The organism is Mycobacterium sp. NGS54, from assembly GCF_059812465.1.
Genome location: NZ_JCALCS010000007.1, coordinates 107,785 through 130,976 on the forward strand (window position 1 = coordinate 107,785; position 23,192 = coordinate 130,976).

General features: G+C 68.0%; 25 protein-coding genes, 1 tRNA gene and 1 pseudogene. 9 read left to right on the top strand and 18 right to left on the bottom strand.

The window, feature by feature from the left end; genetic code table 11:
* Window positions 1-5: 5 nt before the first annotated feature.
* Window positions 6-1,364, bottom strand: coding sequence for a WS/DGAT/MGAT family O-acyltransferase (locus AC5Y5E_RS22655; RefSeq protein ID WP_499905202.1), 1,359 nt, complete (start codon window positions 1,362-1,364; stop codon window positions 6-8).
* Window positions 1,365-1,405: 41 nt separating this feature from the next.
* Entirely contained in the window at window positions 1,406-2,482 is a 1,077-nt protein-coding gene (locus AC5Y5E_RS22660; RefSeq protein WP_499905203.1) for an SDR family oxidoreductase, read from the bottom strand.
* 153 nt (window positions 2,483-2,635) lie between these two features.
* On the opposite strand from AC5Y5E_RS22660, the gene AC5Y5E_RS22665 reads away from it, so the two are divergent.
* Window positions 2,636-3,427 (top strand): 1-acyl-sn-glycerol-3-phosphate acyltransferase, encoded by a 792-nt coding sequence (locus AC5Y5E_RS22665; RefSeq protein ID WP_499905204.1) that lies wholly within the window; start codon window positions 2,636-2,638, stop codon window positions 3,425-3,427.
* Here AC5Y5E_RS22665 and AC5Y5E_RS22670 read toward each other — a convergent pair.
* Window positions 3,424-3,804 carry a DUF1330 domain-containing protein gene (locus AC5Y5E_RS22670; protein WP_499905206.1) on the bottom strand — a complete coding sequence of 127 codons (381 nt, stop codon included), beginning with the start codon at window positions 3,802-3,804 and terminating at the stop codon, window positions 3,424-3,426. The two genes, AC5Y5E_RS22665 and AC5Y5E_RS22670, sit on opposite strands and share 4 nt — an antisense overlap.
* A 111-nt stretch (window positions 3,805-3,915) precedes the next feature.
* Here AC5Y5E_RS22670 and AC5Y5E_RS22675 point away from each other — a divergent pair, with 111 nt between their 5' ends.
* On the top strand, window positions 3,916-5,007 hold the full coding sequence (locus AC5Y5E_RS22675) for an AraC family transcriptional regulator (RefSeq protein ID WP_499905207.1): 1,092 nt from the start codon (window positions 3,916-3,918) through the stop codon (window positions 5,005-5,007).
* Here AC5Y5E_RS22675 and AC5Y5E_RS22680 read toward each other — a convergent pair.
* From AC5Y5E_RS22680 to AC5Y5E_RS22690, 3 genes are all read right to left on the bottom strand, one after another.
* Window positions 4,911-6,404, bottom strand: a complete 1,494-nt coding sequence (locus AC5Y5E_RS22680; RefSeq protein WP_499905208.1) for a flavin-containing monooxygenase — start codon at window positions 6,402-6,404, stop codon at window positions 4,911-4,913. The two genes, AC5Y5E_RS22675 and AC5Y5E_RS22680, sit on opposite strands and share 97 nt — an antisense overlap.
* A 126-nt stretch (window positions 6,405-6,530) precedes the next feature.
* Window positions 6,531-6,959, bottom strand: coding sequence for a hypothetical protein (locus AC5Y5E_RS22685; RefSeq protein ID WP_499905210.1), 429 nt, complete (start codon window positions 6,957-6,959; stop codon window positions 6,531-6,533).
* Between the two features lie 77 nt (window positions 6,960-7,036).
* On the bottom strand, window positions 7,037-7,894 hold the full coding sequence (locus tag AC5Y5E_RS22690; RefSeq protein WP_499905211.1) for an SDR family NAD(P)-dependent oxidoreductase: 858 nt from the start codon (window positions 7,892-7,894) through the stop codon (window positions 7,037-7,039).
* A 94-nt stretch (window positions 7,895-7,988) separates the two neighbouring features.
* On the opposite strand from AC5Y5E_RS22690, the gene AC5Y5E_RS22695 reads away from it, so the two are divergent.
* From AC5Y5E_RS22695 to AC5Y5E_RS22715, 5 genes are read left to right on the top strand one after another with little or no spacing between them, the layout of a single operon-like run.
* Entirely contained in the window at window positions 7,989-9,059 is a 1,071-nt protein-coding gene (locus tag AC5Y5E_RS22695; RefSeq protein ID WP_499905213.1) for an NAD(P)H-dependent amine dehydrogenase family protein, read from the top strand.
* Window positions 9,056-9,550, top strand: coding sequence for a VOC family protein (locus AC5Y5E_RS22700; protein WP_499905214.1), 495 nt, complete (start codon window positions 9,056-9,058; stop codon window positions 9,548-9,550). Before AC5Y5E_RS22695 ends, AC5Y5E_RS22700 begins: the two co-directional genes overlap by 4 nt.
* Window positions 9,547-10,320 (top strand): SDR family NAD(P)-dependent oxidoreductase, encoded by a 774-nt coding sequence (locus AC5Y5E_RS22705; RefSeq protein ID WP_499905216.1) that lies wholly within the window; start codon window positions 9,547-9,549, stop codon window positions 10,318-10,320. Before AC5Y5E_RS22700 ends, AC5Y5E_RS22705 begins: the two co-directional genes overlap by 4 nt.
* Window positions 10,317-10,922, top strand: a complete 606-nt coding sequence (locus AC5Y5E_RS22710) for a TetR/AcrR family transcriptional regulator (RefSeq protein WP_499905217.1) — start codon at window positions 10,317-10,319, stop codon at window positions 10,920-10,922. Before AC5Y5E_RS22705 ends, AC5Y5E_RS22710 begins: the two co-directional genes overlap by 4 nt.
* Complete coding sequence (locus tag AC5Y5E_RS22715) at window positions 10,919-12,028, top strand: NAD(P)H-dependent amine dehydrogenase family protein (protein WP_499905218.1); 1,110 nt, start codon at window positions 10,919-10,921, stop codon at window positions 12,026-12,028. The genes AC5Y5E_RS22710 and AC5Y5E_RS22715 overlap by 4 nt, the downstream gene beginning before the upstream one ends.
* Window positions 12,029-12,045: 17 nt before the next feature.
* Here AC5Y5E_RS22715 and AC5Y5E_RS22720 read toward each other — a convergent pair whose 3' ends face one another.
* The 8 genes from AC5Y5E_RS22720 to AC5Y5E_RS22755 form a co-directional block, all read right to left on the bottom strand.
* Window positions 12,046-13,500: a hypothetical protein gene (locus AC5Y5E_RS22720; protein WP_499905219.1), complete on the bottom strand. Its 1,455-nt coding sequence runs from the start codon at window positions 13,498-13,500 to the stop codon at window positions 12,046-12,048.
* 149 nt (window positions 13,501-13,649) lie between these two features.
* Window positions 13,650-13,922: a hypothetical protein gene (locus AC5Y5E_RS22725; RefSeq protein ID WP_499905221.1), complete on the bottom strand. Its 273-nt coding sequence runs from the start codon at window positions 13,920-13,922 to the stop codon at window positions 13,650-13,652.
* A gap of 65 nt (window positions 13,923-13,987) precedes the next feature.
* The gene (locus AC5Y5E_RS22730; protein ID WP_499905222.1) at window positions 13,988-14,959 is read right to left on the bottom strand and encodes an LLM class flavin-dependent oxidoreductase; all 972 of its coding nucleotides are present in this window, start codon (window positions 14,957-14,959) and stop codon (window positions 13,988-13,990) included.
* Between the two features lies 1 nt (window position 14,960).
* Window positions 14,961-15,440, bottom strand: a complete 480-nt coding sequence (locus AC5Y5E_RS22735) for a VOC family protein (protein ID WP_499905223.1) — start codon at window positions 15,438-15,440, stop codon at window positions 14,961-14,963.
* A gap of 16 nt (window positions 15,441-15,456) precedes the next feature.
* Window positions 15,457-16,206, bottom strand: a complete 750-nt coding sequence (locus AC5Y5E_RS22740; protein ID WP_499905225.1) for an SDR family NAD(P)-dependent oxidoreductase — start codon at window positions 16,204-16,206, stop codon at window positions 15,457-15,459.
* 10 nt (window positions 16,207-16,216) lie between these two features.
* A complete protein-coding gene (locus AC5Y5E_RS22745; protein WP_499905226.1) occupies window positions 16,217-17,449 on the bottom strand; it encodes an MBL fold metallo-hydrolase in 1,233 nt (410 codons plus the stop codon).
* A gap of 14 nt (window positions 17,450-17,463) precedes the next feature.
* Window positions 17,464-18,711, bottom strand: coding sequence for a sulfotransferase family protein (locus AC5Y5E_RS22750; RefSeq protein WP_499905720.1), 1,248 nt, complete (start codon window positions 18,709-18,711; stop codon window positions 17,464-17,466).
* Between the two features lie 96 nt (window positions 18,712-18,807).
* The gene (locus AC5Y5E_RS22755) at window positions 18,808-19,194 is read right to left on the bottom strand and encodes a DUF2237 family protein (protein ID WP_499905227.1); all 387 of its coding nucleotides are present in this window, start codon (window positions 19,192-19,194) and stop codon (window positions 18,808-18,810) included.
* Window positions 19,195-19,636: 442 nt separating this feature from the next.
* On the opposite strand from AC5Y5E_RS22755, the gene AC5Y5E_RS22760 reads away from it, so the two are divergent.
* Window positions 19,637-20,023 (top strand): hypothetical protein, encoded by a 387-nt coding sequence (locus AC5Y5E_RS22760; protein WP_499905229.1) that lies wholly within the window; start codon window positions 19,637-19,639, stop codon window positions 20,021-20,023.
* Window positions 20,024-20,229: 206 nt separating this feature from the next.
* Entirely contained in the window at window positions 20,230-21,390 is a 1,161-nt protein-coding gene (locus AC5Y5E_RS22765) for a glycoside hydrolase 5 family protein (protein ID WP_499905231.1), read from the top strand.
* Between the two features lie 29 nt (window positions 21,391-21,419).
* Here the strand turns inward: AC5Y5E_RS22765 and AC5Y5E_RS22770 are convergent.
* From AC5Y5E_RS22770 to AC5Y5E_RS22785, 4 genes and pseudogenes are all read right to left on the bottom strand, one after another.
* Window positions 21,420-21,875, bottom strand: a pseudogene (locus tag AC5Y5E_RS22770) (arsenate-mycothiol transferase ArsC); the annotation flags it as partial.
* Between the two features lie 118 nt (window positions 21,876-21,993).
* Window positions 21,994-22,083 (bottom strand) — tRNA-Ser (locus tag AC5Y5E_RS22775).
* A gap of 29 nt (window positions 22,084-22,112) precedes the next feature.
* The gene (locus AC5Y5E_RS22780; RefSeq protein ID WP_499905232.1) at window positions 22,113-22,571 is read right to left on the bottom strand and encodes a nucleoside deaminase; all 459 of its coding nucleotides are present in this window, start codon (window positions 22,569-22,571) and stop codon (window positions 22,113-22,115) included.
* Window positions 22,568-23,089, bottom strand: coding sequence for a tRNA adenosine deaminase-associated protein (locus tag AC5Y5E_RS22785; protein ID WP_499905233.1), 522 nt, complete (start codon window positions 23,087-23,089; stop codon window positions 22,568-22,570). Before AC5Y5E_RS22785 ends, AC5Y5E_RS22780 begins: the two co-directional genes overlap by 4 nt.
* Window positions 23,090-23,192: the final 103 nt, after the last annotated feature.

Sequence of the window (23,192 nt, forward strand, 5' to 3'; positions counted from 1 at the left end):
GGCGGTCAGACCCCGACGGCGCGTTCCAGGTCCTTCAGCGACGACTCCAGGTGCGTGAGGAGGTGCTGCAGGTGCGGGACGCTGCGACGGCATCCGACCAGACCGAAGTCGAGGTTGCCCGCGTTGTTCACCAGGGTGATGTTCAGCGCCTGCCCGTCCGGGATGGCCGACAACGGGTAGCTGCCGTCGAGGCGCGCGCCGCCGTAGTACATCGGCTCCGCCAGCCCCGGGACGTTCGAAATGACGATGTTGAACGGCGGCGGGGTGGACGAGATGAAACCCGGGACGCCGGCCAGCGTCAGCGGCGCCATGTACAGCGCCGACAGCGCGAGCACCTGCAGCCGCGGCAGTTCGGCGAAAACCTTCTTGTTGGCGCGCATCGATTGGCTGATCACTTCGATCCGCGTCGCCGGATCCTCGACGTCGGTGGCGAGGTTGCACAGGATGCTTCCGACCATGTTGCCGCCGGCGTCGGCCTCCTCCTTGGAGCGAAGGCTCACCGGCACCATCGCGATCAGCGGGGCCTCCGGCAGCGCGTTCTGCTCGAGCAGGTAATAGCGCAGCGCACCCGAGCACATCGCCAGGACGGCGTCGTTGAAGCTCACCCCGGCGGCCCTTTTGACGCTCAGGACCCGATCGGCCGGCCAGGACTGGGCGGCGCAGCGGCGCGCACCGCCGACCTTGACGTTGAACATGGTGTGCGGGGCCGCCATCGGCAGGGTCAACTGCTGCTCGATCAGGGCGGCGCGGGCCAGCTTCACCGTCGACGGGGCAAGTGCCGCAACGGATCCCGCCGCCTTGACCAGCGAGCTCAACGGGGACGAGGCGGCCGGCTTGGGGCGTGGTCGCCGGGGCAGGCTCCACATCGCGCGCACCTCGCGGTCGTCCGGGTCGACCGACAGCGTGCGCTGCATCAGCTTCATCGCCGAAATGCCGTCGATCAGCGCGTGATGCATCTTGCTGTACAAGGCGAACCGGCCGTCGTCGAGCCCCTCCACCACATACAGCTCCCACAGCGGGCGGTGGCGATCGAGCAGGCTGGTGTGCAGCCTCGAGGCGAGCTCGAGCAATTCGCGGACGCGCCGGGGAGAGGCCAGCGCCGAGCGCCGGACGTGGTAGTCGACGTCGATCTCGTCGTCGACGGCCCACGCCATGGGGGTGATTCCGCCCATGACCGTCGCGGGGTGCTTGCGGAACGTGGGCTGGAATTCGTCGTTGGCGATCAGGGCGTCGGTGAACTCACGGACGAATTCCGGTCCGGCGCCCTCGGGTGGCTTGAACAACGACAGGCCCCCCACGTGCATAGGGTGCTCGCGCGTTTCCGCGAACAGAAATACGCCGTCGGCGGGGGCCATCATTTCCATCCACCCATTAGACCGCGAACGGCGCGGGACGCGAAGGGCTCTTAGAACATCGCCGCCGAGCCGACTTCGGGATGGGCGCGCATGTACTCGACCAGCCGATCGACGTAGCTTCCGAAAGCGGGCGCATCGATGCCGCTGCCCTCGAGGTCGGCGCGGCAATGCTCGGTCAGGTACGTGGTGGGGTGCGCGAAGTAGTCGACCGCCTCGGGCGGGATCCGCATCAAGCGGTAGAGCCCCGGAACGTGCGCCAGGGAGGCCTTGGCCAGGCTGCGCGGCAACGGGACCTTGACGAGCTCCTTGCCGGTTGCCTCGGCCAGGGTCTTCGTCATCTCGTCGACGGTGAGCGGGCGCGGATCCGCCAGCTGGTAGGTCCGGCCCTCGGAAGCCGGGAGTCCGCTCAGATATCCCGCCGCGTCGATGACGAAGTCGCGAGGGACCACGTTCACGCGAGTTGCGGTCGGGTCGCCCACCATTGGCACAATCGCGCGCCGACCCTGTCGCAACAGCCACTGCATGATGAAGTACGGTCCGTCGAACTTCTGCGTCTCACCGGTGCGGCTGTCGCCGACGACGATCGCGGGGCGGTAGATCGTCGCCGGCATGCCCGCGGACATGTGCCAGCGGACATCCGCCTCGGCGAGATTCTTCGTCTCCTCGTAGAAGTTGTTGAACGGCGCACCGACCTCGAGGTCGTCCTCGCCGAACGGCCCGGCATAGCGACCGCTGACGTAGCACGTGCTGAAGTAGTGCAGGCGTGTCAGCATGGGGCACCGCTCAAGGGCCTCCAGGACGTTTCGGGTGCCGTCGACGTTGACCCGGACCGCCACGTCGCGGGGCACGGTCAGGTCGTACGCGGCGGCCAGGTGCCACGCCTCGGTGACCCCGGTGAGGGCGCCCGCGGCGAGGCCCAGCCCCGGTCGGGTGATGTCGCCCTCGACCACCTGGATCCGGCCCTCCAGGAACGGGTCGGCGGCGCTGAGCTCGCCCACCCGTCGCTCCGCGAGCGTGGCGAACTTGGGCTGCACCAGACAGATCGCCGAACTGTCAACGCGTTTGAGGATGTTCGGCAGCAGCGCGCTGCCGAGAAACCCGGGAAACCCCGTCATCAATACCGTCATCGCTGCACCTCGCCTGCCACGTTAGCGATGACGGGCGGCGTTCAAACGGGTCTTTAGTCCCCACCATGCGGGGATTGCGGCACTGCGCAGTCATCGCCGGCCGCGGGAGGATGACTGGACTGGAATACGGCGCAATAGTCGGCGGGTGACGACATGACACATCCCGAGACCGCGAAGTGGGACCCCACCTTCACCGAGCTGCTGATCAACGCGGTGAATCCGGTCATCAAACGCTGGTTCCGCCCGGAAGTGCGCGGCTTGGAAACATTCCCGCCGGCCGGCGGCGCCCTGCTGGTGTCCAACCATTCCGGCGGCGTGCTCACGCCCGATTGGAACGTGCTGGCTCCGGCCATCTACGGCAGGTTCGGCTACGACCGCCCGCTGTACACAGTCGCCCACTATGGCGTGTTCTTCACGCCGTTCCGCGCGGCGCTGGGACGCCTCGGCGTTATCCATGCCAGCCGGGAAAACGCCGGCGAAGCATTACGTTCGGGCGCCGTCGTGCTGGCGTTCCCGGGCGGCGACTACGACGCGTTCCGTCCGACGCTGAGGCAGAACCTCATCGACTTCGACGGCCGCACGGGATACGTGCGGACAGCCCTGGAAGCCGGCGTGCCGATCGTGCCGGCGGTGTCGATCGGCGGGCAGGAGACCCAGCTTTTCCTCACGCGCGGCAACTGGCTGGCGAAGAGGTTGGGGCTCAAGCGCTTTCGGATTGAGATCCTCCCGGTCACGATCGGCTTCCCCTTCGGCATGTCGTTGTTCTTCCCGGCCAACATGCCGTTGCCCGCCAAGATCGTCTATCAGTTGCTGGAGCCCATCGACATCGCCGAGCGGTTCGGCGAGGAGCCCGACGTCGACGAGGTCGACGCCTACGTGCGCTCGGTCATGCAGGCCGCGCTCGATCGACTGGGGCGCGAGCGCCGCATCCCCGTCCTGGGTTAGGCGACCGACCACGCGGAGGTGGCGATGAGGTCCCCGCGCGCCAACCCTGCCGCGCGATGCTCGTGCACCTTGGCGTACTCGGGCGTCGTGACCATGTCTATGAACGCCTGCGGCGTCGGGTATTCGACGATGAGAATCGCGTCCCACCAAGGTCGTTCGCCGTCACCGATGACGACCGCGGGTGCCGTGCCGGCGTAACGGACGGTGGCGCCGACGCGTTCGAGGTGCGGCGCCACTTCCCGCCCGTATTGCAGGTACGACTCCAGGCCGCCCGCGGTCTTGAACTTCAACAGGTTGACCATCAGCACGGGCGCGTCGGCGGGCCTGGCCGCGAGCGCCGCGAACTGCTCGGGGGTCGGCTCCAGCGAGCTGCTCATGTGAATCTCCTTGGATCGATTCGGCTGTGATGCTGGCACTCCCTGAACCATTCCTCACCAACGGACCCGCGTCTTGACATCTCGCGACAGCATTTTGACAATTCAAGACACATGTCTGTCGTACGCGGGACCGCGCTCTCGAACTATCGGGGCCTCGTCGCCGAATTAGGCGGCGACCCCGCGAGCCTGCTGCGCGCGGCGGGTGTCCGCGACCAGGACGCGGGCAATTACGACTCGTTCATCTCCTACCGCGCCGCGATACAGGCGATCGAGTCGGCCGCCCAGGCGACGAACACGCCGGACTTCGGGCGACGGCTGGCGCAGCGGCAGGGCATCGAAATTCTGGGGCCGGTCGGCGTGGCGGCCCGCACCGCCGCCACAGTGGCGGACGCCCTGGAAATCTTCGGCACGTATATGGCGGCCTACAGCCCCGTGATCGCCATTCGCGTCGCGCCGCTCGCCGATCCCCAGCGGTCGTTCCTGACGCTCGAATTCCTGTTGGACAACCCGCCGCCGCACCCGCAGACCACGGAGCTGTCGCTGGGCGTCTCGCTGAGGGTGTTCCGCCTCCTCATGGGTGACGATTACGCCCCACTGAAGGTCCATGTGCCGCACGATCCGCTCGCGCCCAAGGCCGACTACCTGCGGTATTTCGGCTGCACGCCCGAGTTCGCCGCTCGGGCAGCGGGTTTCACGGTTCGCACCGCCGACCTGCACCGGCCCCTGCACCGCGATGACATCGCGCATCGGGCCGTTGTCGATTACCTCAACGACATCACTCCGCGAGACGCCGGGATTGTGGAATCGGTGCGCATCATCGTTCGTCAACTGCTGCCGACCGGGACGGCCACGCTCGAGCTGGTCGCCGGCCAGTTCAATATGCACCCAAAAACGCTGCAGCGCAGGCTCGCCGAGGAGGACACCACGTTCGCGGCGCTGGTGGACCAGGTCCGCAGGGACGCGGCCGATCGCTACCTACGCGGCACCGGCATCAGCCTCACACACCTGGCGCGCGAGCTGGGCTACGCCGAGCAGAGCGTGCTGACCCGCTCGTGCAAGCGCTGGTTCGGGATGGGGCCGGCCGCTTACCGCAAGGTGGACTGCGGTTATCCGGCGAGCGCCGGCTCCGGCGCGCCGACCGCCACCGGGTTGGCGAAGCACAGGTTGGCGTCGTCGACCGGACCCTCGCGCAGCGTCTTGTAGTCGCCGAGGTAATCCATGGAGGTTCGCCACGGGCCCTCGGCGCCCTGGCGGGGGAAGTGGTCGACGGATCGCTTGACGTAGCCGGCGGTGACTTCCAACAGCGGCTTGGTCGGCATGGACCCGGGAAGCCGCGGGTAGCAGACGGTGTGGCCGCGCGCGTCCATGTGGGCGAGCAGCCGGCAGAAGTGCTCGCATATCAGCCCGACCTTGAGCGTCCACGACGAGTTGGTGTAGCCGAACACGTAGGCGAAGTTGGGGACGTCGCTGAGCAGGAAGCCCTTGAACGCCACCTTGTGCGGCACGTCGACGGGCACACCGTCCACCGAGAAGCTGATCCCGCCGAAGGCCAGCAGGTTCAGCCCGGTGGCGGTGACGATGATGTCGGCTTCCAGTTCACGCCCGGACCGCAGCCGAATCCCCCGCTCGGTGAAGGTCTCGATCTGGTCGGTGACCACCGAGGCGCGGCCCTCGCGGATGGCCTTGAACATGTCGGCGTCGGGTACCGCGCACAGCCGCTGGTCCCACGGGTTGTAGGCAGGCCGGAAGTGCTCGTCGACCGGGTAGCCCGCCGGCAGTTGCCTGGCGTTGAGGTGGCGGATCAGCCGGCGTGCGGCACTCGGGTATTGCTGGCAGAACCGCCAGACGAGCCGTTGCTTGGCAACGTTCTTGCGCCGGGTGATCGCGTAGGCCCGGTCGCGGCCGACCAGCTTGGGCAGGGTGTTGGCGACGCGGTCCTCCGACGGCACCGGCACGATGTAGGTCGGCGAGCGCTGCAGCATGGTCACGTGCCCGGCGGTCTCGGCCATGGCGGGCACCAGGGTGACCGCGGTCGCGCCGCTGCCGATGATCACCACCCGCTTGCCGCGGTAGTCCATGTCCTCGGGCCAGTGCTGCGGGTGCACGATCTGTCCCGTGAACCGCTCCCGCCCCGGGAATTCCGGGGTGAACCCCTCGTCGTAGCGGTAGTAACCGCTGGCGCAAAAGAACCAGCCACAGCTCATCGTGATGCGTGCGCCCGCGCGCTCGATCTCGACCAGCCAGCGCGCGTCGTCGGTGGACCACGCGGCGCTGATCACCCTGTGACCGAAGCGGATCGACTCACGGATTCCGTTCTCGGCGACCGTCTCGCGAAGATAGGCCATGATCGCGTCGGCGCTCGCGATCGCCTTTTCGTTCTCCCACGCCTTGAACTCGTAGCTGAACGTGTGCAGGTCGGAGTCGGAGCGAATTCCCGGGTACCGGAACAGGTCCCACGTCCCGCCGATCTCGTCGCGGGCCTCCAGAATCGTGAACGTTTTGCCCGGCTGCATGGTCCGCAGGTAGTAGGCGGCGCCGATGCCCGAGATGCCGGCGCCGATGATCAACACGTCGACGTGTTCGATGCTGCTGGAGTTCATGGTGCTTCCTTGACTGTGGTGTCCGGGCGGTGGCTGACCGCTGCATCCACTGTGCGGCGGCACCCGCTCCCGGGTCTTGACAGTCGAGGACAACCTTTTGACACTTCCGGACATCCCCGGAACGGGTTAGCCGACGGGCATGATCCCCGCGTTGGAGATGGAAAAGCCACGACCGGACGTCACCTTGCAGGTGATGCCGCTGGCTTCCGACCGGCAGCTGAACGGGCCGAGCCAGGCGGTTTGGCCGTAGGGCAGGGTGGGCGTGCCCTCCCCCGCATTGCCGAGACAGGTCTCTCCCGTGCAGCTCTTGAACGTCCCGTCGGTGGACAGATGCACGGACTGCGGCGGTGCCGTCGACTGGCAATACGCTTCGTCGGGAATGTCGTGGCCACGTTGATAGTCCATCTCGCAGCCGATGTTGCGCGACGGGGACAGGAAGGAACACCACGTTTGGCTGCAGACCGGATTGTCCGCGGCGGCCCGAGGCGGCCCGACACACCCAACCACGGCGAATCCGAGCGCGGCGCCCATTGCGGCGGCGACTGTTCGATGCACGATCCCTCCCAGGGGCTCACCGAGCCGTTGGCGTGTCCGCAACGTAGCAGAACGACGCCGGTCGAGGTAGGCGATTTCTACAGCAGGTCGGTGATGGTCTTCAGGCCCGCGTCGTAGAGCACGCCCGGCAGCATGCCGCCGTCGCACTCGATGGTGGTGCCGTTGACGAAGTCCACGTCGCCGCCGGCCAGGAACACGCAGACGCGGCCCACCTCCGCGGGCTCCCCGGCGCGGCGCAACGGCACCGCGGCGAAGTACTTTTCGCCGGTCGGATCGTCCTTCGGCAGCACGAACGACCGGAAGTTCTCGGTCATCGTCGGGCCCAGGGCGACGCAGTTGACCCGAACCTTCGGCCCCCACTCCTCGGCCAGCGACCGGGTGAGCTGGTTCAGCCCGCTCTTGGCCGCCCCATACGAGACCAGCGTCGGAGATCCGGCCGGGTGTCCCGCGCCGCTGGAGATGTTGATGATGCAGCCCACACCGTCCTGGGTGCGCATCTGCCGGTAGGCGCGGACCGCGAACCACAGCGGGCTGATGAGGTTCATCTGCACCGCGAACGCGTGAAACAGCGCCGTGCGCTCGTACTCGTCGTCGCTGCCCGGCGCGCCCTGGATGCGCGAGACGAGGGGGGGAATGCTTTCGGCGTGCGGCGCGGGCACCGTGCCGCCGGCGTTGTTCACCAGGATGTCGATGCGTCCGTGGGTGGCGACGACATCGGCGACGAACGAGTCGATCGAGCGGTAATCGCCTTGATCGCAGACCTTTTGGGAAGCGCGGCCCGCCCAGTCGTCGTCGATGTCCGGGATGTTGTCCAGCGGTGAGCGGGAGCAGCCGATGACCGTGGCGCCGGCGCGCAGCAGTTCGTGGGCGATGCCGACGCCCACGCCGCGGCTGGTCCCGGTGACGATGGCGATCTTGCCGTCGAGTACGCCCATCGGCCGCCTTCCCATGCTTCATTGACAGTGACTGTCAGCGGGTCATACTGTGCCATTTCAGCCGTTGGCGTGTAAAGCACTTGGGAGGTCACAGGTGAGCATTCGTGTCATCCAATGGGCGACCGGGGGCGTCGGCAAGGCCGCCATCGCGTGCGTGGTGAACCATCCGCAGCTCGAACTCGTCGGGTGCTGGGTGCACAGCGCCGCCAAGGACGGCGTCGACGTCGGCGACATCATCGGGTCCTCGCCCCTGGGGGTCACGGCGACCACCAAGGTCGACGACGTGCTGGCCCTCGACGCGGATTGCGTCGTCTACAGCCCCCTGATCCCCAACGACGACGAGGTCATCGCGATTCTGCGGTCCGGCAAGAACGTGGTGACCCCGGTCGGCTGGGTCTACCCCGACCCGGGCAACCCACGCCACCAAGCCGTCGCCGACGCCGCGCTCGAAAGCGGTGTGACCCTGCACGGTTCGGGAATCCACCCCGGCGGCATCACCGAGCGATTCCCGCTGATGTTGTCCTCGCTGTCCTCGGCGGTCACCCACGTGCGCGCCGAGGAGTTCTCCGACATCCGCACCTACAACGCGCCGGACGTCGTGCGCCACATCATGGGATTCGGTGGCACCCCTGAGGAGGCCATGCAGGGGCCCATGGCCAGCCTGCTCGAGGCGGGTTTCAAGCAGTCGGTGCGAATGGTGGCCGAGCACATGGGATTTCGCATCGAGCCGAACATCAGGACGATCCAGGACGTCGCGGTGGCGACCGCCGACATCGACTACGCGCCGTTTCCCCTCACACCGGGGACGGTGGCCGCACGACGGTTCCGCTGGCAGGCCCTGGTCGACGGCGAGCCGGTCATCACCGCCGCGGTCAACTGGCTGATGGGCGAGGAAAACCTGGACCCGGCCTGGGATTTCGGTGGGCGCGGCGAGCGCTTCGAGGTCGAGATCACCGGCGACCCGAGCGTGAGCCTCACCTTCAAGGGACTGCAACCCGAGACGATCGCCGAAGGGCTGGTGAAGAATCCGGGCGTGGTGGCCACGGCCAACCACTGCGTCAACGCCATTCCCGACGTCTGCGCCGCGGGGCCGGGCATCAAAACCTACCTGGATCTGCCGCTGTTCGCGGGGCGCCCCGCTCCCAATCTCGCGGAAAAGCCGTGACCTCGCTCACCGACGTGTCGTTCTGTCACCTCGTCATCGGCGTGACCGACATGGACCGCTCGCTGGCGTTCTACCGCGACACGCTCGGCATGGACGTCGTCTTCGAAACCCTGATCTCGGGCGAGCCCTTCGATGCGGCCCTGCACGCCAAGCGGAAGCAGGAGGGCCGGGTGGTGGGCGGCCTGCTGGGCGGGCTGATGGTCGAGCTGCTCTCACTCGGGGCCAAACCCGACGCCGAGCAGCAGCGGCGCGGCATCACCGGCATCCACAACGTGTCGCTGCGGGTGCCCGATCTCGACGACGCCCACCGCCGGATCGCCGCCGCCGGCTACGCGCCCGACCAGGAGCCGTTCGAAATAGGCGGGGTGCGAATGTTTTTCGTCAAGGACCCGGACGGGACACCGGTCGAGTTCATCGAGCTGCCCGACGGCGCGCGCAGCACCTACGAGATGCATCGCGGCGTTCCGCTCCAGTTGGGGCCGGCGCGATGAGCTATTCGCACCCCGACTCGATGCGCGGCCACGTCGCGATCGTCACCGGCGCCGCGCAGGGCGTCGGCAAGGGCATCGCCGCCGCCCTGCTGGAACGCGGCGCGTCGGTGCTGCTGGTCGACATCCAGGACGAGGGCCTGAACGCGACGGCCACCGAGCTCAGTGAGCTGGGGCGTGTCGAACACCTCGTCGCCGACTTGCGCGACCCGGCAACCGCGCAGCGAACGGTGGCGGCCGCGGTCGAGGCGTTCGGCACCGTGCATGGCCTGGTGAACAATGCCATCGCCACCAACGAGCCCAAGCGATTCGTCGACATCACCACCGAGGACCTGGCGCTCGGGTACGACGTCGGGCCCCGGGCCACCCTCCTGCTGATGCAGGCCGTGTACCCGCTGATGGTAGAGGCGGGCGGCGGGTCGATCGTCAACCTCGGCTCGGGCACGGGCACCGGCGGCGAACCCAAGTGGGGCGGTTACGCGGCCGCCAAGGAGGGCATCCGCGGGCTGTCGAAGGTCGCCGCGCTGGAGTGGGGGCGGGACAACATTCGGGTCAACGTCATCTGCCCATTTGCCGAGTCCGACGGCGTCAAGGCGTGGAAGCAGTTCGCGCCCAACGACTATGCGAAGGCGGTGGGACGCGTCCCGATGAAGCGCATCGGCGACGTCCGCACCGACGTGGGCGCGCTGGTGGCGTTCCTGCTCGGCACCGACGCCACGTTCATCACCGGCCAGACCATCCAAGTCGACGGCGGGATCGGCTGCTTCCGTTGAGTCAGTCGTTGCGGGAACGGCAGCGCGCCCAGATCCGGGCCGACATCAGGCGCGCCGCGTTCCGGCTGTTCATCGAGCGCGGCTACGACGCCGTGACGACGGAGGAAATCGCCTCGGCCGCAGGCGTTTCGCCGCGCACCTTCTTCCGGCACGTCCCGACCAAGGAGGAACTGCTACTGGCACCGCTGCGCCACGGTGGCGCCGCGATCGTCAGCCTGCTCGAGGAGCGGCCCGCCACCGAATCCCCCGACGTCGCGTTGGTCAACGCGATCGTCTTCCGGACTCGGTCGTTCGACCCGGCCGACTGCGAGGAGTGGCGCGAGGCGTTGCTGGTGGCGCCGGGTCTGCTCGACAAGGTCACGCTGCACACACCCGCCGACAAGGAGCGGGCGACGAAGCTGATCGCCGAACGGATGGGTGCCAATCCCGACACCGACATCCGGCCCGCCCTGCTGGTCCAACTCGGCTTCGCTGCAGGCGATTTCGCGTTCCAACGCTGGGTGCGTCAGTCGACCAAGAGGCCGCGCCCGCTGGACCGCTACGTCACCGACGCCGTCGAGGCCATCAAGAGTCCGCACTGGAGAAGGAGGCTGAAATCGTGAACGACACGTACAAGGTCGCGGTCTGGGCCACCGGCGGGGTGGGAAGGTACGCGATCCGAACCATCACCGACCGCGCCAACCTCGAGCTCGTCGGGGTATGGGTGCACTCGGTCAGCAAGAACGGCAAGGACGCCGGCGAGCTCGCGGGCATCGACCCGGTCGGCGTGGCCGCCACTCAGGACGAGTCGGTGATCCTGGGCGGCGACGCGGACTGCGTCGTCTACGCGGCGCCGGCGCCACCCCGGATGAAGGAGGCGATCGGTGACCTGTGCCGAATCCTGGCCGCCGGAAAGAACGTGGTGACGACCGCGATACCGGGATTGGTGTACCCGCGCGGCTCGCTGCCCGCCAAGGTGACCGACGCGATCCGCGGCGCGGCCGAATCCGGTGGCAGTTCGTTGTTCTCCAGCGGCATCGAGCCGGGGTTCGGCGCCGACCTGTTCCCCATCGCGCTGATGTCGATGTCGCACAAGGTGTATTCGGTGCGCGGCATCGAAATCACCAACTACTCCGAATACCCGGCCGAATACGACATGCGGGAGCTGTTCGGCTTCGGCCAGCCCCTCGATTACCAGGGCGGGTTGATGATGCCCGGCGTGCTGCGCTGGGGCTGGGGCGCCGCCGTCACCATGGTCGCCGATGCGCTCGGGGTGGAACTCGACGACGTCCGTGAGACGTGCGAGTTCCTGCCCACGCCGCGCGAAATCCCCACCGCGTTCGGGCTTGTCGAGGCGGGCACGGTCGGCGCCACCCGGGCCCGTTGCATCGGCGTCGTCGACGGCGTGGACGTCATCACCATCGAGCACGTCGACCGCATCGCCGACGACCTGGCCCCGGACTGGCCGAAGGGCCGAACCGGCGGAACCGACGGGATCTGGCGCGTCATCATCGACGGCGAACCGAGCTTTGACGCGGAGTTCGAGGTGGGGCATCGACCCGGCGACAGCCACAACGATCACGGCCTGCTGGCCACCGGGATGCGCGCGGTCAACGCCATCCCCTGGGTCTGCGCCGCCGAGCCCGGAATCGTTGACGCGCTGCACATTCCGCTCACATCCCCGGTGGGAGCGCTGCACCCACACCGCGACGGGATCTCCGCCTTCTGAAAACCCCTCCGGGTTCCTCAGAAGCTGTCGTTGCCCCCGCCGGAGTCGAACCCACCGCCGAAATCCGATCCGCCGGAGTCGAACCCACCGCCGGAGTCCCAGCCGCCCGAATCGAACCCGCCGAATCCGACGTCGCCGCCGCCAGAGTACGAGTCGCCGCCGAAGCCGGTGTCGCCGCCACCGGAGTACTGGTAGTTGCCGTCGAAGCCGACATCCCCCTGCTGGCTGTCGTAGCCGCCGTTCTGGTAGCCGTCATAACCCGAATTGGCCAAGGCGGAATCCCGCCCGGCCTCAAACCCGCGGTCGTAGTTGCCGCCCCAATGGTCGTCCAGCATGGCGTCGATCAGCAGAACGTCGGCGATGGCCCAGCCCCAGCCCGGGCCCCAGAACGCATACGGGTAGTAGCCGGGGTAGAAGAACATCCCGTTGTAGTAGCCGCCGGGATAGTAGTTCCCGTAGCCGGGCTGCGGGGTGGTGCTGTAGTTGTTGTTGTTGATCGTCACGACCTGCCCGGTGTCCGGGTTCCTCGCCTGCACCGTGGCCTGCTTGCGGTCCCCGGGTGGCACCGAGGTCACGGCGCCCACATTCGGAATCGCCGCCGGGTTCAGCTTGCGATTGGCCTTGTCGACGGTGGACTGCACGGCCCGCAGGTGCGCCCGCGCGGCGGTGTAGTCGCCCGCCTGGTACGCCTTGCGGGCGTCGGACAGGCTGGAGTTGGCCTTCAGCGCCTCGGCGCTGACGTCGGTGTCGGCGTTGGTGACCACCGCGCTATCGAGGTCGGCGACTTCGGATTCGGCCGCGATCAACTGCCCCTTGATCCACTCTCGCGCCTCGGCGTCCTTGCGGCGCTTGCGGTTTCGGCTCATGGCGAACCAGATCGCCAGCCCGACGCCGACGAAGGTCAGCAACAGCCACAGCCAGGTCCAGCTGGTGTGCTTGGCGGTCCCGACGGGCGAGGTCACCGCCGGCCCGCCCGACGCGACGCTCGCCCCGGCCAGCTTGCCGACGAAGTCACGGGTAGCGCCGTCGGGGTCGTTGCGGTGCGCCCGGGCCGACTGGTCCAGGAACGAGTTCACGCTGTCCGCGATCTCCCTCGGCACGTTGTAGGCCCGCACGTGATAGCCCTTGGCGTCGATCACCAGGATGACGCCGCTGAACCCGGGATCGCGGCCCACGATGATGTTGTGAATGGCATCCGCCGTCGTCACGCCGCTCTGGGCGGGGGCCACCGCGGCCACCCACAGCCGGGGCGCCGAGCTCCACACCCACCTGGTTGTCAGGATCTGGTCGTTCAGCCTGTCCGGGTCCTGCAGGGGCGGTCGGGCCGCCGGGTCGGCCACCACGTGCGTCTGCGCGTTGAACCTGTCCACCACCTGCTCGGTGTAGCCGTCGGCCGACGCCGGCGGCGCGAGCAGCATCGCCAGCGCCCAGATGAACGGGATCACAAGGATCCGGCCGATTCGTCGAGTCACTTTTCTCCTGACCTTGTCCTGTGCTGATCGAACCACACGACGGCACGCCGGTGCCGCGCGATTCACGACGAGCTGAATCGGCGCAGGTGTCGATCCCACCGGGGCCGGAGACGCCTCCGTGCGCGGGCTGGTTTCAGGAGAGCGGAGACCTATCCGCCACCGCCACCGCCGCCGGCGCCACCGCCGGCACCGCCCGCTCCGCCACCCGCACCTCCCCCGCCGGGCGGCACGCTGCCGCTGCCACCGCCGCCGTATTGGGGAGCGGATGGCGGCGGGGGCGGCGGCGAAGGGCTGGACGAAGTCGGCGGCGCCGCCGGCGCGTTTATCGCCAACGCGGTGACGGTGCCGCCCAGGGCGACCCCGAAGACGACCATCACGACGCCGCCGAACAGCGCGATTCCCCTGCTGGCTGCAGATTTCACGGGCTTCCCCACCTTCTGATCCGAGTTCCGACGCAGGGGGCGATACCCCTTATTCGGGCCGGCAATCAGGTGAGCGCGGGCAGGACCTTGTCGGTGAGCAACTGGACCGACTTCCATGCTTCGTCGACGGGCATCCCCCCCACCAGCGGGTGCATGACCAACGGCCCGAAGTCCTCGGCCTCGCGCACCTCGGCGATCAGCTGATCGGGCGTGAGGAACCGGTACCGTCCCGACGCGCGCACCTCGTCCAGGGTCCGGACCCCGGGCAGGTGCATTAGCGAACGCTGATCGGCCGACCATCCGCCGTAAGTGACCGCCTCCCAAAGGATGTGGTCGCCGAGCTCCGCCCAGGCACGGTCCGGGTCCTCGTGCAGGAAGATCATCCCGCGGTTGATCGCCCCGGGCATCACGACGAGCGGCTTGATGCCGACGTCCGCGCACAGGTCGCGATAGTAGGCGGCGATGTCGGGCAGGTGGTCGGCGAGGCTGAGCGGGAGCCGAAAGCGGGCCGCGCGCCGCGCCGTCGCGCGCGAACCGCCGCCGACGAACAACGGCGGATGCGGCCTGGTCCAGGTGCCGGTGCAGACTTCCGCGTCCGCGCCGTCGCCGGACCACACGGACAGCATCCGCTCGACCAGGCCGTCCATCAGCTCGCCGCGGCGTCCGAAATCGACTCCGAGCGCCTCGTATTCGACCGTGCGATAGCCCAGGCCCACCGTGGTGAGCAGCCGGCCGCGGCTCATGTTGTCGACGAGCGCGATGTCCTCGGCGAGCCGGACGGGATTCCACAGCGGTCCCAGCGCGCAGTCGACGCTGGCGATCAGCGTGGTGGTTCGGGCGAGGAACATCGACGCGGCCATGATCGGGTTGCAGCTCCAACCGTGCCCCGTCGCGTGATGCTCGTCGACGCTGATCGAGGTGATGCCGTGGGACTCGCCCCACTGCACCATCTCGAGCGCGGCGGAAAGCAGGCCGCCCTGGGTGCGCGGATCGCCTTGCGGCGAGGCGAAATTGAAGCGCAGCACGGTCAGCAGCACGTCATGCCTCCGCTGGTCCCGCCATCGACTGCAGGAATGCCGGGAAGTCGGGGAAAAGCGCGCGGTCGACGATCTCGATGCGGGTGCCGGAAGCGTCGGTGAAGTAGGCGAACAGCGCAAGCTCGGACCCGGGCGTATCGGCGGTCATCTCGAGGGTGAAGCCGTTGGCCTCCAGAGCCCGGGCGCTCTCGGCCAAGTTATCGCTGAAGTAGCCGAGGTGATGGACGGCGTTGCCCGGCGCCGCGGTCCACGGGCTGCCGGGGACCTCCTGCACGAGTTCGACATGGGGGCTTTGCAGGGAGTAGACGATCGTCGAGGTCAGTTCGCGGACGCCGGCGGCGGTGCGGAAGGGCAGCGTGTAGCTCATCGGGTTGATCCACCGGTAGCCGGCCAGCGCGCTCAGCCTGGCCATCGCCGCGTCGAGGTCGGGCACGACGACGCCGGTGTGGTAGAAGTCCTGCGGGTGCAAAGCGAATGTCATTGTCAGCCCCTTGCTTTCAAACGCAGTCCGACGCGCCGTCGACGACGAAGAGCGCGCCGCTGGTGTAGCTGCTTTGCTCGGTGCACAAGAAGGCCACCGTCGGGGCGATCTCCCCGACGGACCCGAAGCGGTGCAACGGGATGTGGGCTAGCTCGGATTCGACCAGCTCGGCTGCACCGTGCATGGGCGCGGTCATCGGGGTGTCGATCGTGCCTGGCGCCACCGCGTTCACCCTGATTCCCTTGCCCGCCCACTTGACCGCGAGATTTCGGGTGATGCAGACGACTCCGGCTTTCGCGGCGCCGTAGCCGGGGACCAGCGGGACGGCGCGCAGCGCGGACATCGACGCCACGTTCACCACGCTGGCGCCCCCGGCGGCGGTCGACGACTTCAGCGCCCGGTACAAGGCAACCGTCAGCCGGTACGGGCCGATCAGATTGACCGCGACCGACGCGTCGAACCCGTCTGGCTTCGATTCGTCAAGGCCCCCGGGGAAATTCGCGCCCGCGTTGTTCACCAGGACGTCGAGGCGTGCGAACGCCTGTGCCAGCGCGTCCACCGATTCGGGGTCGGTGATGCGCAACTGCCGATAGGCCATGCCCGACAGGTCCTTGTCGTAGTCCGCCGCCGCGGGTTTGGTTCCGGTGATGGTGACGTCGGCTCCCGCGTCGCGGAACAGCGTTGCGGTGGCATAGCCGATTCCGCTGGTGCCGCCCGTGACCAAGACCTCGGTCCCGGTGAAGTCGAAGCTGACTCGCGCCGTCATGCGTTCCTCGCTAGTTGGTTTCTAGTTGGTTCCTGAGCCAGGCACTTTCCCAGAAGTTGGTGCTGTTGGCCAGCAGCGTCTCATGCGCCCGGTTCAACACGTCGCGGGCCCCGACGTGCTCGTGGGGAACCAGCTCGGCGAGGTGGATGGCGTGCAGCGGCCGGCCCGCCTCGAGGTGCGCGCGCGCCCTGTCCACCAGCGCGTCGGCGCCGGCCAGCTCCACGACGTCGGCGGCGACGGCGTCGAAACCGACCGGATAGAGCTCGGTGGTCGAGCGGTGATGGAACCAGCCCGAGTAGTTCTCCCACACGGCGCGCACATCCCAGTCGACCTTTCCGTAGCCTTGGCCGACTTCGCATTCCGGGGGCAGGGTGATCTCGCGCATCAGGGTGTGGACGTCCTTGCCCGCGTTCATCCCGGCGACCGTCTGGTCGTGGATGTGTTGGATCGCGTCACGCAGGCGGGTCAATTCGGCACTGATGATCTGTCGCCCGGCGATCGGCTCGAAGTGACCGGTCACCAGGAGTTCGGGCTCGAGGTCGCGGACCCGCTCGACCGACGCGATGGCGGTCAGGGCGTCGCGGTATCGGTCGCCGCGCATGGTGACGAGGTTGGGGATGTGGCCGAATATCGGGCCAAAGGTGTTTCCGCACAGGCAGATGTGCTCGTCCGGCAGCCACACCACCAGCGAATCGGTGGTCTCACCGCCGGGCACCGCGATCAACTCCAGGCGTCGCCCGCCGAGCTCCAGGGTCAGGGTGTCCTCGAAGTCGAGGTCGACGGCGGGCACGCTCTGGGCGGCCAGCCACTTGGTGCCGAGCCGGCGCTGGATGTCTTGGATGCCCGACGCCAGCGTGTGCTGGAAAGCGAAGGCGCTGCGGGCGGCGCGGTACGGGATCAGCCGCTCGTTGTCGTCGCGCCACGCGGTCCAGTTCGCTTGCGCGACAACCGTTGTGTCGGGGTCGCGCACGCTGTCCAGGCCGCCGACGTGGTCGACGTGGCCCTGCGTGAAGATGATGTAGCGCACCGGCGAGGGGTCGACGGCGTCGAAGTTGGCGCGGTGCACCGGCCCCTCGAAGCCCATGCCGGTATTGACGACGACCCGACCCTCGGCGGTGGTCAGCAGGTAGGCGTTCGACAGGCCCGGCGAGCACCAAAGTCCCGGGGCTATCGGCGTGGCCTCCGCCGCGGCGGCCGGGCGCAGGGCATCCGCGCCCGGCCTGCTGCGATAGACCGGTTCCATCGCTGATCTCTCCTTCATTCGGGGTGGACGTCGAACTTTTCGAAATAGAACCCGAAGCGCCCGCGGAGTTCGTCGGGCGAGATGCCGAAGTGCCGCTGCAACGCGTAGCGGACGCGGCCGTGCTTGCCGCGCGGATTGCCGTCCAGATAGTTCTGCAGCCGACCGCGCACCCTGGGCGTCAGTTCGACTCCCCCGCGCTGGTAAAGCTGCTCCAGCAGCGGCATTTCGTTGCCGTTGAGGTGGTGGAAGCTGATGTCGATGCTGCGTTCGGCTGGAACCAGGTCGCGGTCGCGCACGCACGCGCCGAGCAGCCGCTGCACGCGGTCGCTCCAGTAGTCCAGCAGCCATTCGGGGTCGATGCTGGTCCGGCGCAGCCGGTCGGAGTAGGCCATCATTGTGATGGCCGACTGGACCACGGCGACGGGATCGCGATGGGTGAATGCCACCGTCGCGTCGGGGAAGGTCGCCATCAGCGGGCCAAGCTGCTCGCAGTGCTGCGGGCTCTTGAGCACCCAGGTCCGCGGACCGCGCAGGAACGTCAGCGCCTGCAGGACCTTCTTCAGGTAGGCGTAGTGCCGGGTCTGGTCGAGCCCGAGGTAGTAGTCGCGCCAATCCGGCACGCGCGCATGCCATTCCAGAACGTAGGCGGCCAAGTCGAGGTCGAGGAGTTCGACCTCCTCCTCGATCGCCTCGGGGAAGCGGTCATGCATGGCGGCGACCACTGGGGCGCTGGCCATGAGCGCGTCGTGCTCGTCCTTGGCCCGCGCGTAGCGGGGGTCGACCCCGGAAATATCGGGGCCTTGGCCGAGCGCGGGTATCGGTTCCTGGCTCTCCCAGTAGGGCAGCGCGCGCCGGCGCGGGTCGGCGGCAATGAGGTTGACCAGATGCGTGGTTCCGGATCGCGGCATCCCGACCACGATGAAGGGCTGCTCGATCGGGATCGATTCGATTTCGGGGTAGCGCTTGATGAGGTCGGTCAGCGACAGCCGGTTGCGCACCAGGCGGACCACCCGTTGCCGCAGCGTGTTGCGAGTGAGCTGGGTCAGGCCCTCGTCGGCCTCGATCGCGGCCACGTGCGCGGTCAGCCGGTCGCCGAACCCGTCGGTGTCGGCCAGGTCGTCGGCACCCGCCTGCTCGACGGCTTCGGCCAGCATCCGGTCGACATCGAATTCGACGCGCTTGGCCTCGGTGAATTCCAGAATCTGGCGCTGGACGTCGGTCAGCCGGGGCGACGTCAGGTCGTCGAAGTCGAGGCCGCCCATGTCGGTGATGCCGAGGTCCGCCGAACCCACGCGACCGCCTCCTCGACATCGACTGCGTCGAAGTTACCGTGCGGCGTGCGCGCGCGTCAGGGAGCTCTACAGGTTGGCCAGGTCGTCGGGAACGTCGACCTTGTGTTCCTGCAGCGCCTCCAGGGGCACCACCTCGAGCGTGCGCTCGTGGGTGGACGCCAGCACCACGGGCGCGGCGCACCCGTCGTTATGGGCGCGAAGCCAGTTCAGCGCGGTGACGCACCAGCGATCGCCGGGCAGCAGGCCGGGGAAGCGGTGCTCGGGAACCGGCGTCAGCAAGTCGTTACCGATGGAGCGCTGATGTTCCAGGAATTCAGCGGTCATCACCGCGCAGACCGTGTGCCGACCGATGTCTTCTGAGCCGGTCGAGCAACAGCCGTCGCGGTAGAAACCTGTAAGCGGGTCGGTGCCGCACGGTTCCAGCGGGCCGCCGAGCACGTTGCGATCAGGCACCGGTTAAGTATCGCGCCCCCGGACGCAAAATTTGTAGTCACTTTCGCCATCCGCGCCGGGCTTTTTTCCGGGCCGACGGAACCTGTGGACGGAGCGCCCGGGGACCCCTTCGGCGACCCGGCTTGGGGTTGGCGGCAGCAGCCGGGCTACGGGCCACCGCCGGGCTACCCGGCTTATCCGCCCCGTTCGGGCTATCCGGGCTATCCGGGGTACGGCGTCGACCCTCAAGCGCCATTCGGGCGCGATCCCCTAACGGGGGTACCGCTATCGGACAAGTCCGCCACCACGGCCCGGCTTCTGCAATTGTTCCTGGGCGCAATTGTGTGTGGGCCTTTGTCGACGCGATCATGATGTTCACCGGCAGCGTCAAGGACAATGACGGCCGCAAGTTGCGTTAGTCGTTCGGCATCCGATCGGCCGCGCTGCGGGGTAGGTTCTGCCTGTGAAACTTACCGGGGCTTTCCTGGCGGAAGCGGCCGCGACCATCGACAACAAGCTCAACGTGCAAGGCGGCGTGCTTTCCAAATTCACGGTCGGGCCTGACCGGTATGCCCGGTTTGTCCTCGTGGTGCTGACGCTGGCCGAAAGCGGGGATTCTGACCGGCGAGTCGACGTCGAGATCAAGCCCCCGACACTCGACGCGACGCAATACAAGTGGTTCGACGCGCCCGAAGCCGCCGTCGGGGAATTCCCGGGGTTCGCCTTCTTCGAAATCGAGGCACGGCTGCCCGTCGACGGCCGCTGGACGATCGAGGTCAGTTGCGGCGATTCGTCGGTCTCGTTACCGCTTGTCGTGGACGGGTGGGCGCCCCCGTCCCTTGACATTTGAGCAAGCTCGTTTTCACGTCCCGCGTAATGATGTTGCACGCCAAGGGATTCGGCTAGGCCGGGGCCGCCGGGCCACGGTGACCCCCGACCGAACGCGCGAATGCCGGTAGGTCACAACAAGATAACAATTTCCGCAGCGCCGAGAAGCTGCCGCGACGCGCTGGCCAAATACCGCGTACCGGGCCCCCGGAAATTTATCGTCATTTTGTGCACCGTCGTACGGCCTTGAAGCTCCCATTGCTGCTGGCGGCGGGCACGGCCCTGGCGCATGCGCCTCGCGCGTCCGCGGACCCGGCGCCGCGCTCCTCCGGGGAGATAACCCGGTGGTCGCCCGACCGGGCCAACCGCTGGTATCAAGCGCAGGGATGGCTGGTCGGCGCGAACTACATCACTTCGAACGCCATCAATCAGCTGGAGATGTTCCAGCCCGGCACGTACGACCTTCGGCGCATCAACACCGAGCTGAGCTGGGCCCGGGCGTACGGCTTCAACAGCGTGCGGGTTTTCCTGCACGACCAGCTGTGGGCCCAGGACGCCCGGGGCTTTCACACCCGCCTCGCGCAGTTCGTCAGCGTCGCCGCGAGTCACGGCATCAGGCCGCTGTTCGTGTTCTTCGACTCCTGCTGGGATCCGTTCCCCAAACTGGGTCCGCAGCGTGCGCCGCGGCCCGGCGTCCACAACTCGGGGTGGGTGCAGAGCCCCGGCGCGGAACGCCTCGGCGACCCCGCCTACACCCAGGTCCTGCACGACTACGTGACGAGCGTTTTGACCCAATTCCGTAGCGACAACCGGATTTTGGGTTGGGACCTGTGGAACGAACCGGACAATCCCGCGCGGGTGTATGCCAAAGTCGAACGAAAAGACAAGCTGGACCGGGTCGCGGAGCTGCTCCCCCAGGTGTTCCGCTGGGCCCGTTCGGTCGATCCCAGCCAACCGCTCACGAGCGGGGTTTGGCGCGGCGCCGACCAGGGCGAGCGCGGCGGCGCCAGCGCCATCAGCGACATCCAGCTGAACAACGCCGACGTGATCACCTTCCACTCCTACGCCGAGCCCGCGGGCTTCGATGCGCGGGTCGCCGAGCTCGCGCCGATGGGCCGCCCGATCATCTGCACCGAGTACATGGCCCGGCCGCAGGGCAGCACGATCGAGTCGATCCTGCCCATCGCGAAGCGCCGGAACGTCGGCGCCTTCAACTGGGGGCTGGTCGCCGGCAAGACCCAGACCTACTTCCCGTGGGACTCGTGGGATCACCCGTACGCGGCGCCGCCGAAGGTGTGGTTCCACGACCTGCTGCAACCCGACGGCCGGCCGTACCGGGACAGCGAATTTCAGACTGCCCGCAGCCTGGGCGGTGGGGCGCCTACGTAAAACGCGCTCCGAGCTGCGCAAAGCGCTGATTATGGCGTGTTAGTCGTGGGAAGAAGTTCGGCAATCAGCGCGTGGACGTGCTTGACGATGTCGTCCCGGATGGCGCGAACGATGTCCGGGGGCTGGCCTGCCGGGTCCGCCAGTTTCCAGTCGCGGTAGGTGGCTGCGGGGATGTGGGGGCTGATGTCGCCGCAACCCATGGTGATCACGATGTCGCCGGCCCGCACGTCGCCGGGGGTGAGGAGTTTGGGGGCTGCCGCGGTGATGTCAATGCCGATTTCAGCCATCGCTGCGACGGCGGCGGGGCTGATCACCGAGGCGGGTTGGGTTCCGGCGGAGCGCACTTCGATGCGATCACCGGCGAGGTGCGTGAGCAGCGCGGCGGCCATTTGAGAGCGGCCGGTGTTGTGTACGCAGACGAACAAAACGCTAGGTTTGGCTCTCATCCGCGCGGGCTCCGGGACGGCGCGATCTGTGAAAAGCGCACAGCAAAGTTATGGAATTTCTTGCTTCGAGATTTACCCATTTTGTGCCCAACCATCGCCCATTCAGCAGCGCTGGGGCGCTAAGCAGGCGCCTTACCTGCGGATATTATTCTTTCCTTGGCGGTGGCGGAGGGATTTGAACCCTCGGACGGTTTTAGCCGTCACACGCTTTCGAGGCGTGCTCCTTAGGCCGCTCGGACACGCCACCGCCAGGCAGCTTACCGAACCCCCGGCCACTCACCCCAATCGCTGGCGGGCAAAGAAGGCCTCTAGCGGCGCGGCGCACTCCCGCGCGAGCACGCCACCACGCACCTCCGGGCGATGGTTGAGCCGACGGTCGCGGACCACGTCCCACAGCGACCCGACGGCTCCCGTCTTCGGCTCCCACGCCCCGAAGACCAGCCGCGCGACGCGGGCCAGCACGAGCGCGCCCGCGCACATGGTGCACGGCTCGACCGTCACCGCCAGCGTGGCCCCCTCCAGCCGCCACCCGTCGCCGAGCACGCCGGCGGCCGCCCGCATCGCCAGGATTTCCGCGTGCGCGGTCGGATCCCCAAGGGCCTCACGGGCATTCACCGCCCGGGCGAGCTCCGTCCCGTCGGCGCCGACGACCACCGCACCGATCGGCACGTCGCGCGGGCCCGCCGTCGCGGCGACCGACAGCGCGGCACGAATCAGGTCTTCGTCAGCCTTCACCGACCGAGGCGGTCGATCACCGCCGACAGCTGGTCGGCGAAGCCCATCTCGCGGGCGATGCGGCCCAGTTGCTCGTCGGCGTACAGGTCGGTCTCGTCGAGGATGACGCCCAGCACCGCCTCGGGCAGCCCGACGTCGGACAGCAACCCCAGGTCGCCCTCCTCGAACGGGTCCGCGTCCTCGAGGTCCTCGGGATCGATGTCGGCGTCGAGGTTGTCCAGCACCTCGGCGGCGATGTCGTAGTCCAGCGCGGCGGTGGCGTCCGAGAGCAGCAACCGGGTCCCCGACGGGCCGGGGCGCACGATGACGAAGAACTCGTCGTCGACGTCGAGCAGCCCGAACACCGCGCCCGAGCTGCGCAGCTCACGCAGCTCCGTCTCGGCGGTCTGCAGGCTCGTCAGCGACTTGGCGCCCATGGGGTAACAGCGCCACTTGCCCTCTTCTCGCACGACCGCGACGCCGAAGCCGTCCGGTGTGTCCGCGGACGGGCCTTGCGCTGGCGCCCGCTGTGCTCCCATGGGCGCCTACGCTAGTCGCTGACCAGGCCACCTGACCAGATGGAACACCGCCGACCGGCAAAAGTATGCAAACCTAAGACGGTGGCCCACCCTGTATCCAAGA

Bases quoted from the DNA above. Each gene is read 5' to 3' on its own strand.
- AC5Y5E_RS22750 (WP_499905720.1), bottom strand. From the start codon at position 18,711: ATGGGCGGCCTCGACTTCGACGACCTGACGTCGCCCCGGCTGACCGAC.
- AC5Y5E_RS22745 (WP_499905226.1), bottom strand. From the start codon at position 17,449: ATGGAACCGGTCTATCGCAGCAGGCCGGGCGCGGATGCCCTGCGCCCG.
- AC5Y5E_RS22670 (WP_499905206.1), bottom strand. From the start codon at position 3,804: ATGAGCAGCTCGCTGGAGCCGACCCCCGAGCAGTTCGCGGCGCTCGCG.
- AC5Y5E_RS22740 (WP_499905225.1), bottom strand. From the start codon at position 16,206: ATGACGGCGCGAGTCAGCTTCGACTTCACCGGGACCGAGGTCTTGGTC.
- AC5Y5E_RS22705 (WP_499905216.1), top strand. From the start codon at position 9,547: ATGAGCTATTCGCACCCCGACTCGATGCGCGGCCACGTCGCGATCGTC.
- AC5Y5E_RS22655 (WP_499905202.1), bottom strand. From the start codon at position 1,364: ATGGAAATGATGGCCCCCGCCGACGGCGTATTTCTGTTCGCGGAAACG.
- AC5Y5E_RS22690 (WP_499905211.1), bottom strand. From the start codon at position 7,894: ATGGGCGTACTCGACGGCAAGATCGCCATCGTCACCGGGACCAGCCGC.
- AC5Y5E_RS22675 (WP_499905207.1), top strand. From the start codon at position 3,916: ATGTCTGTCGTACGCGGGACCGCGCTCTCGAACTATCGGGGCCTCGTC.
- AC5Y5E_RS22785 (WP_499905233.1), bottom strand. From the start codon at position 23,089: ATGGGAGCACAGCGGGCGCCAGCGCAAGGCCCGTCCGCGGACACACCG.
- AC5Y5E_RS22680 (WP_499905208.1), bottom strand. From the start codon at position 6,404: ATGAACTCCAGCAGCATCGAACACGTCGACGTGTTGATCATCGGCGCC.
- AC5Y5E_RS22660 (WP_499905203.1), bottom strand. From the start codon at position 2,482: ATGACGGTATTGATGACGGGGTTTCCCGGGTTTCTCGGCAGCGCGCTG.
- AC5Y5E_RS22665 (WP_499905204.1), top strand. From the start codon at position 2,636: ATGACACATCCCGAGACCGCGAAGTGGGACCCCACCTTCACCGAGCTG.
- AC5Y5E_RS22735 (WP_499905223.1), bottom strand. From the start codon at position 15,440: ATGACATTCGCTTTGCACCCGCAGGACTTCTACCACACCGGCGTCGTC.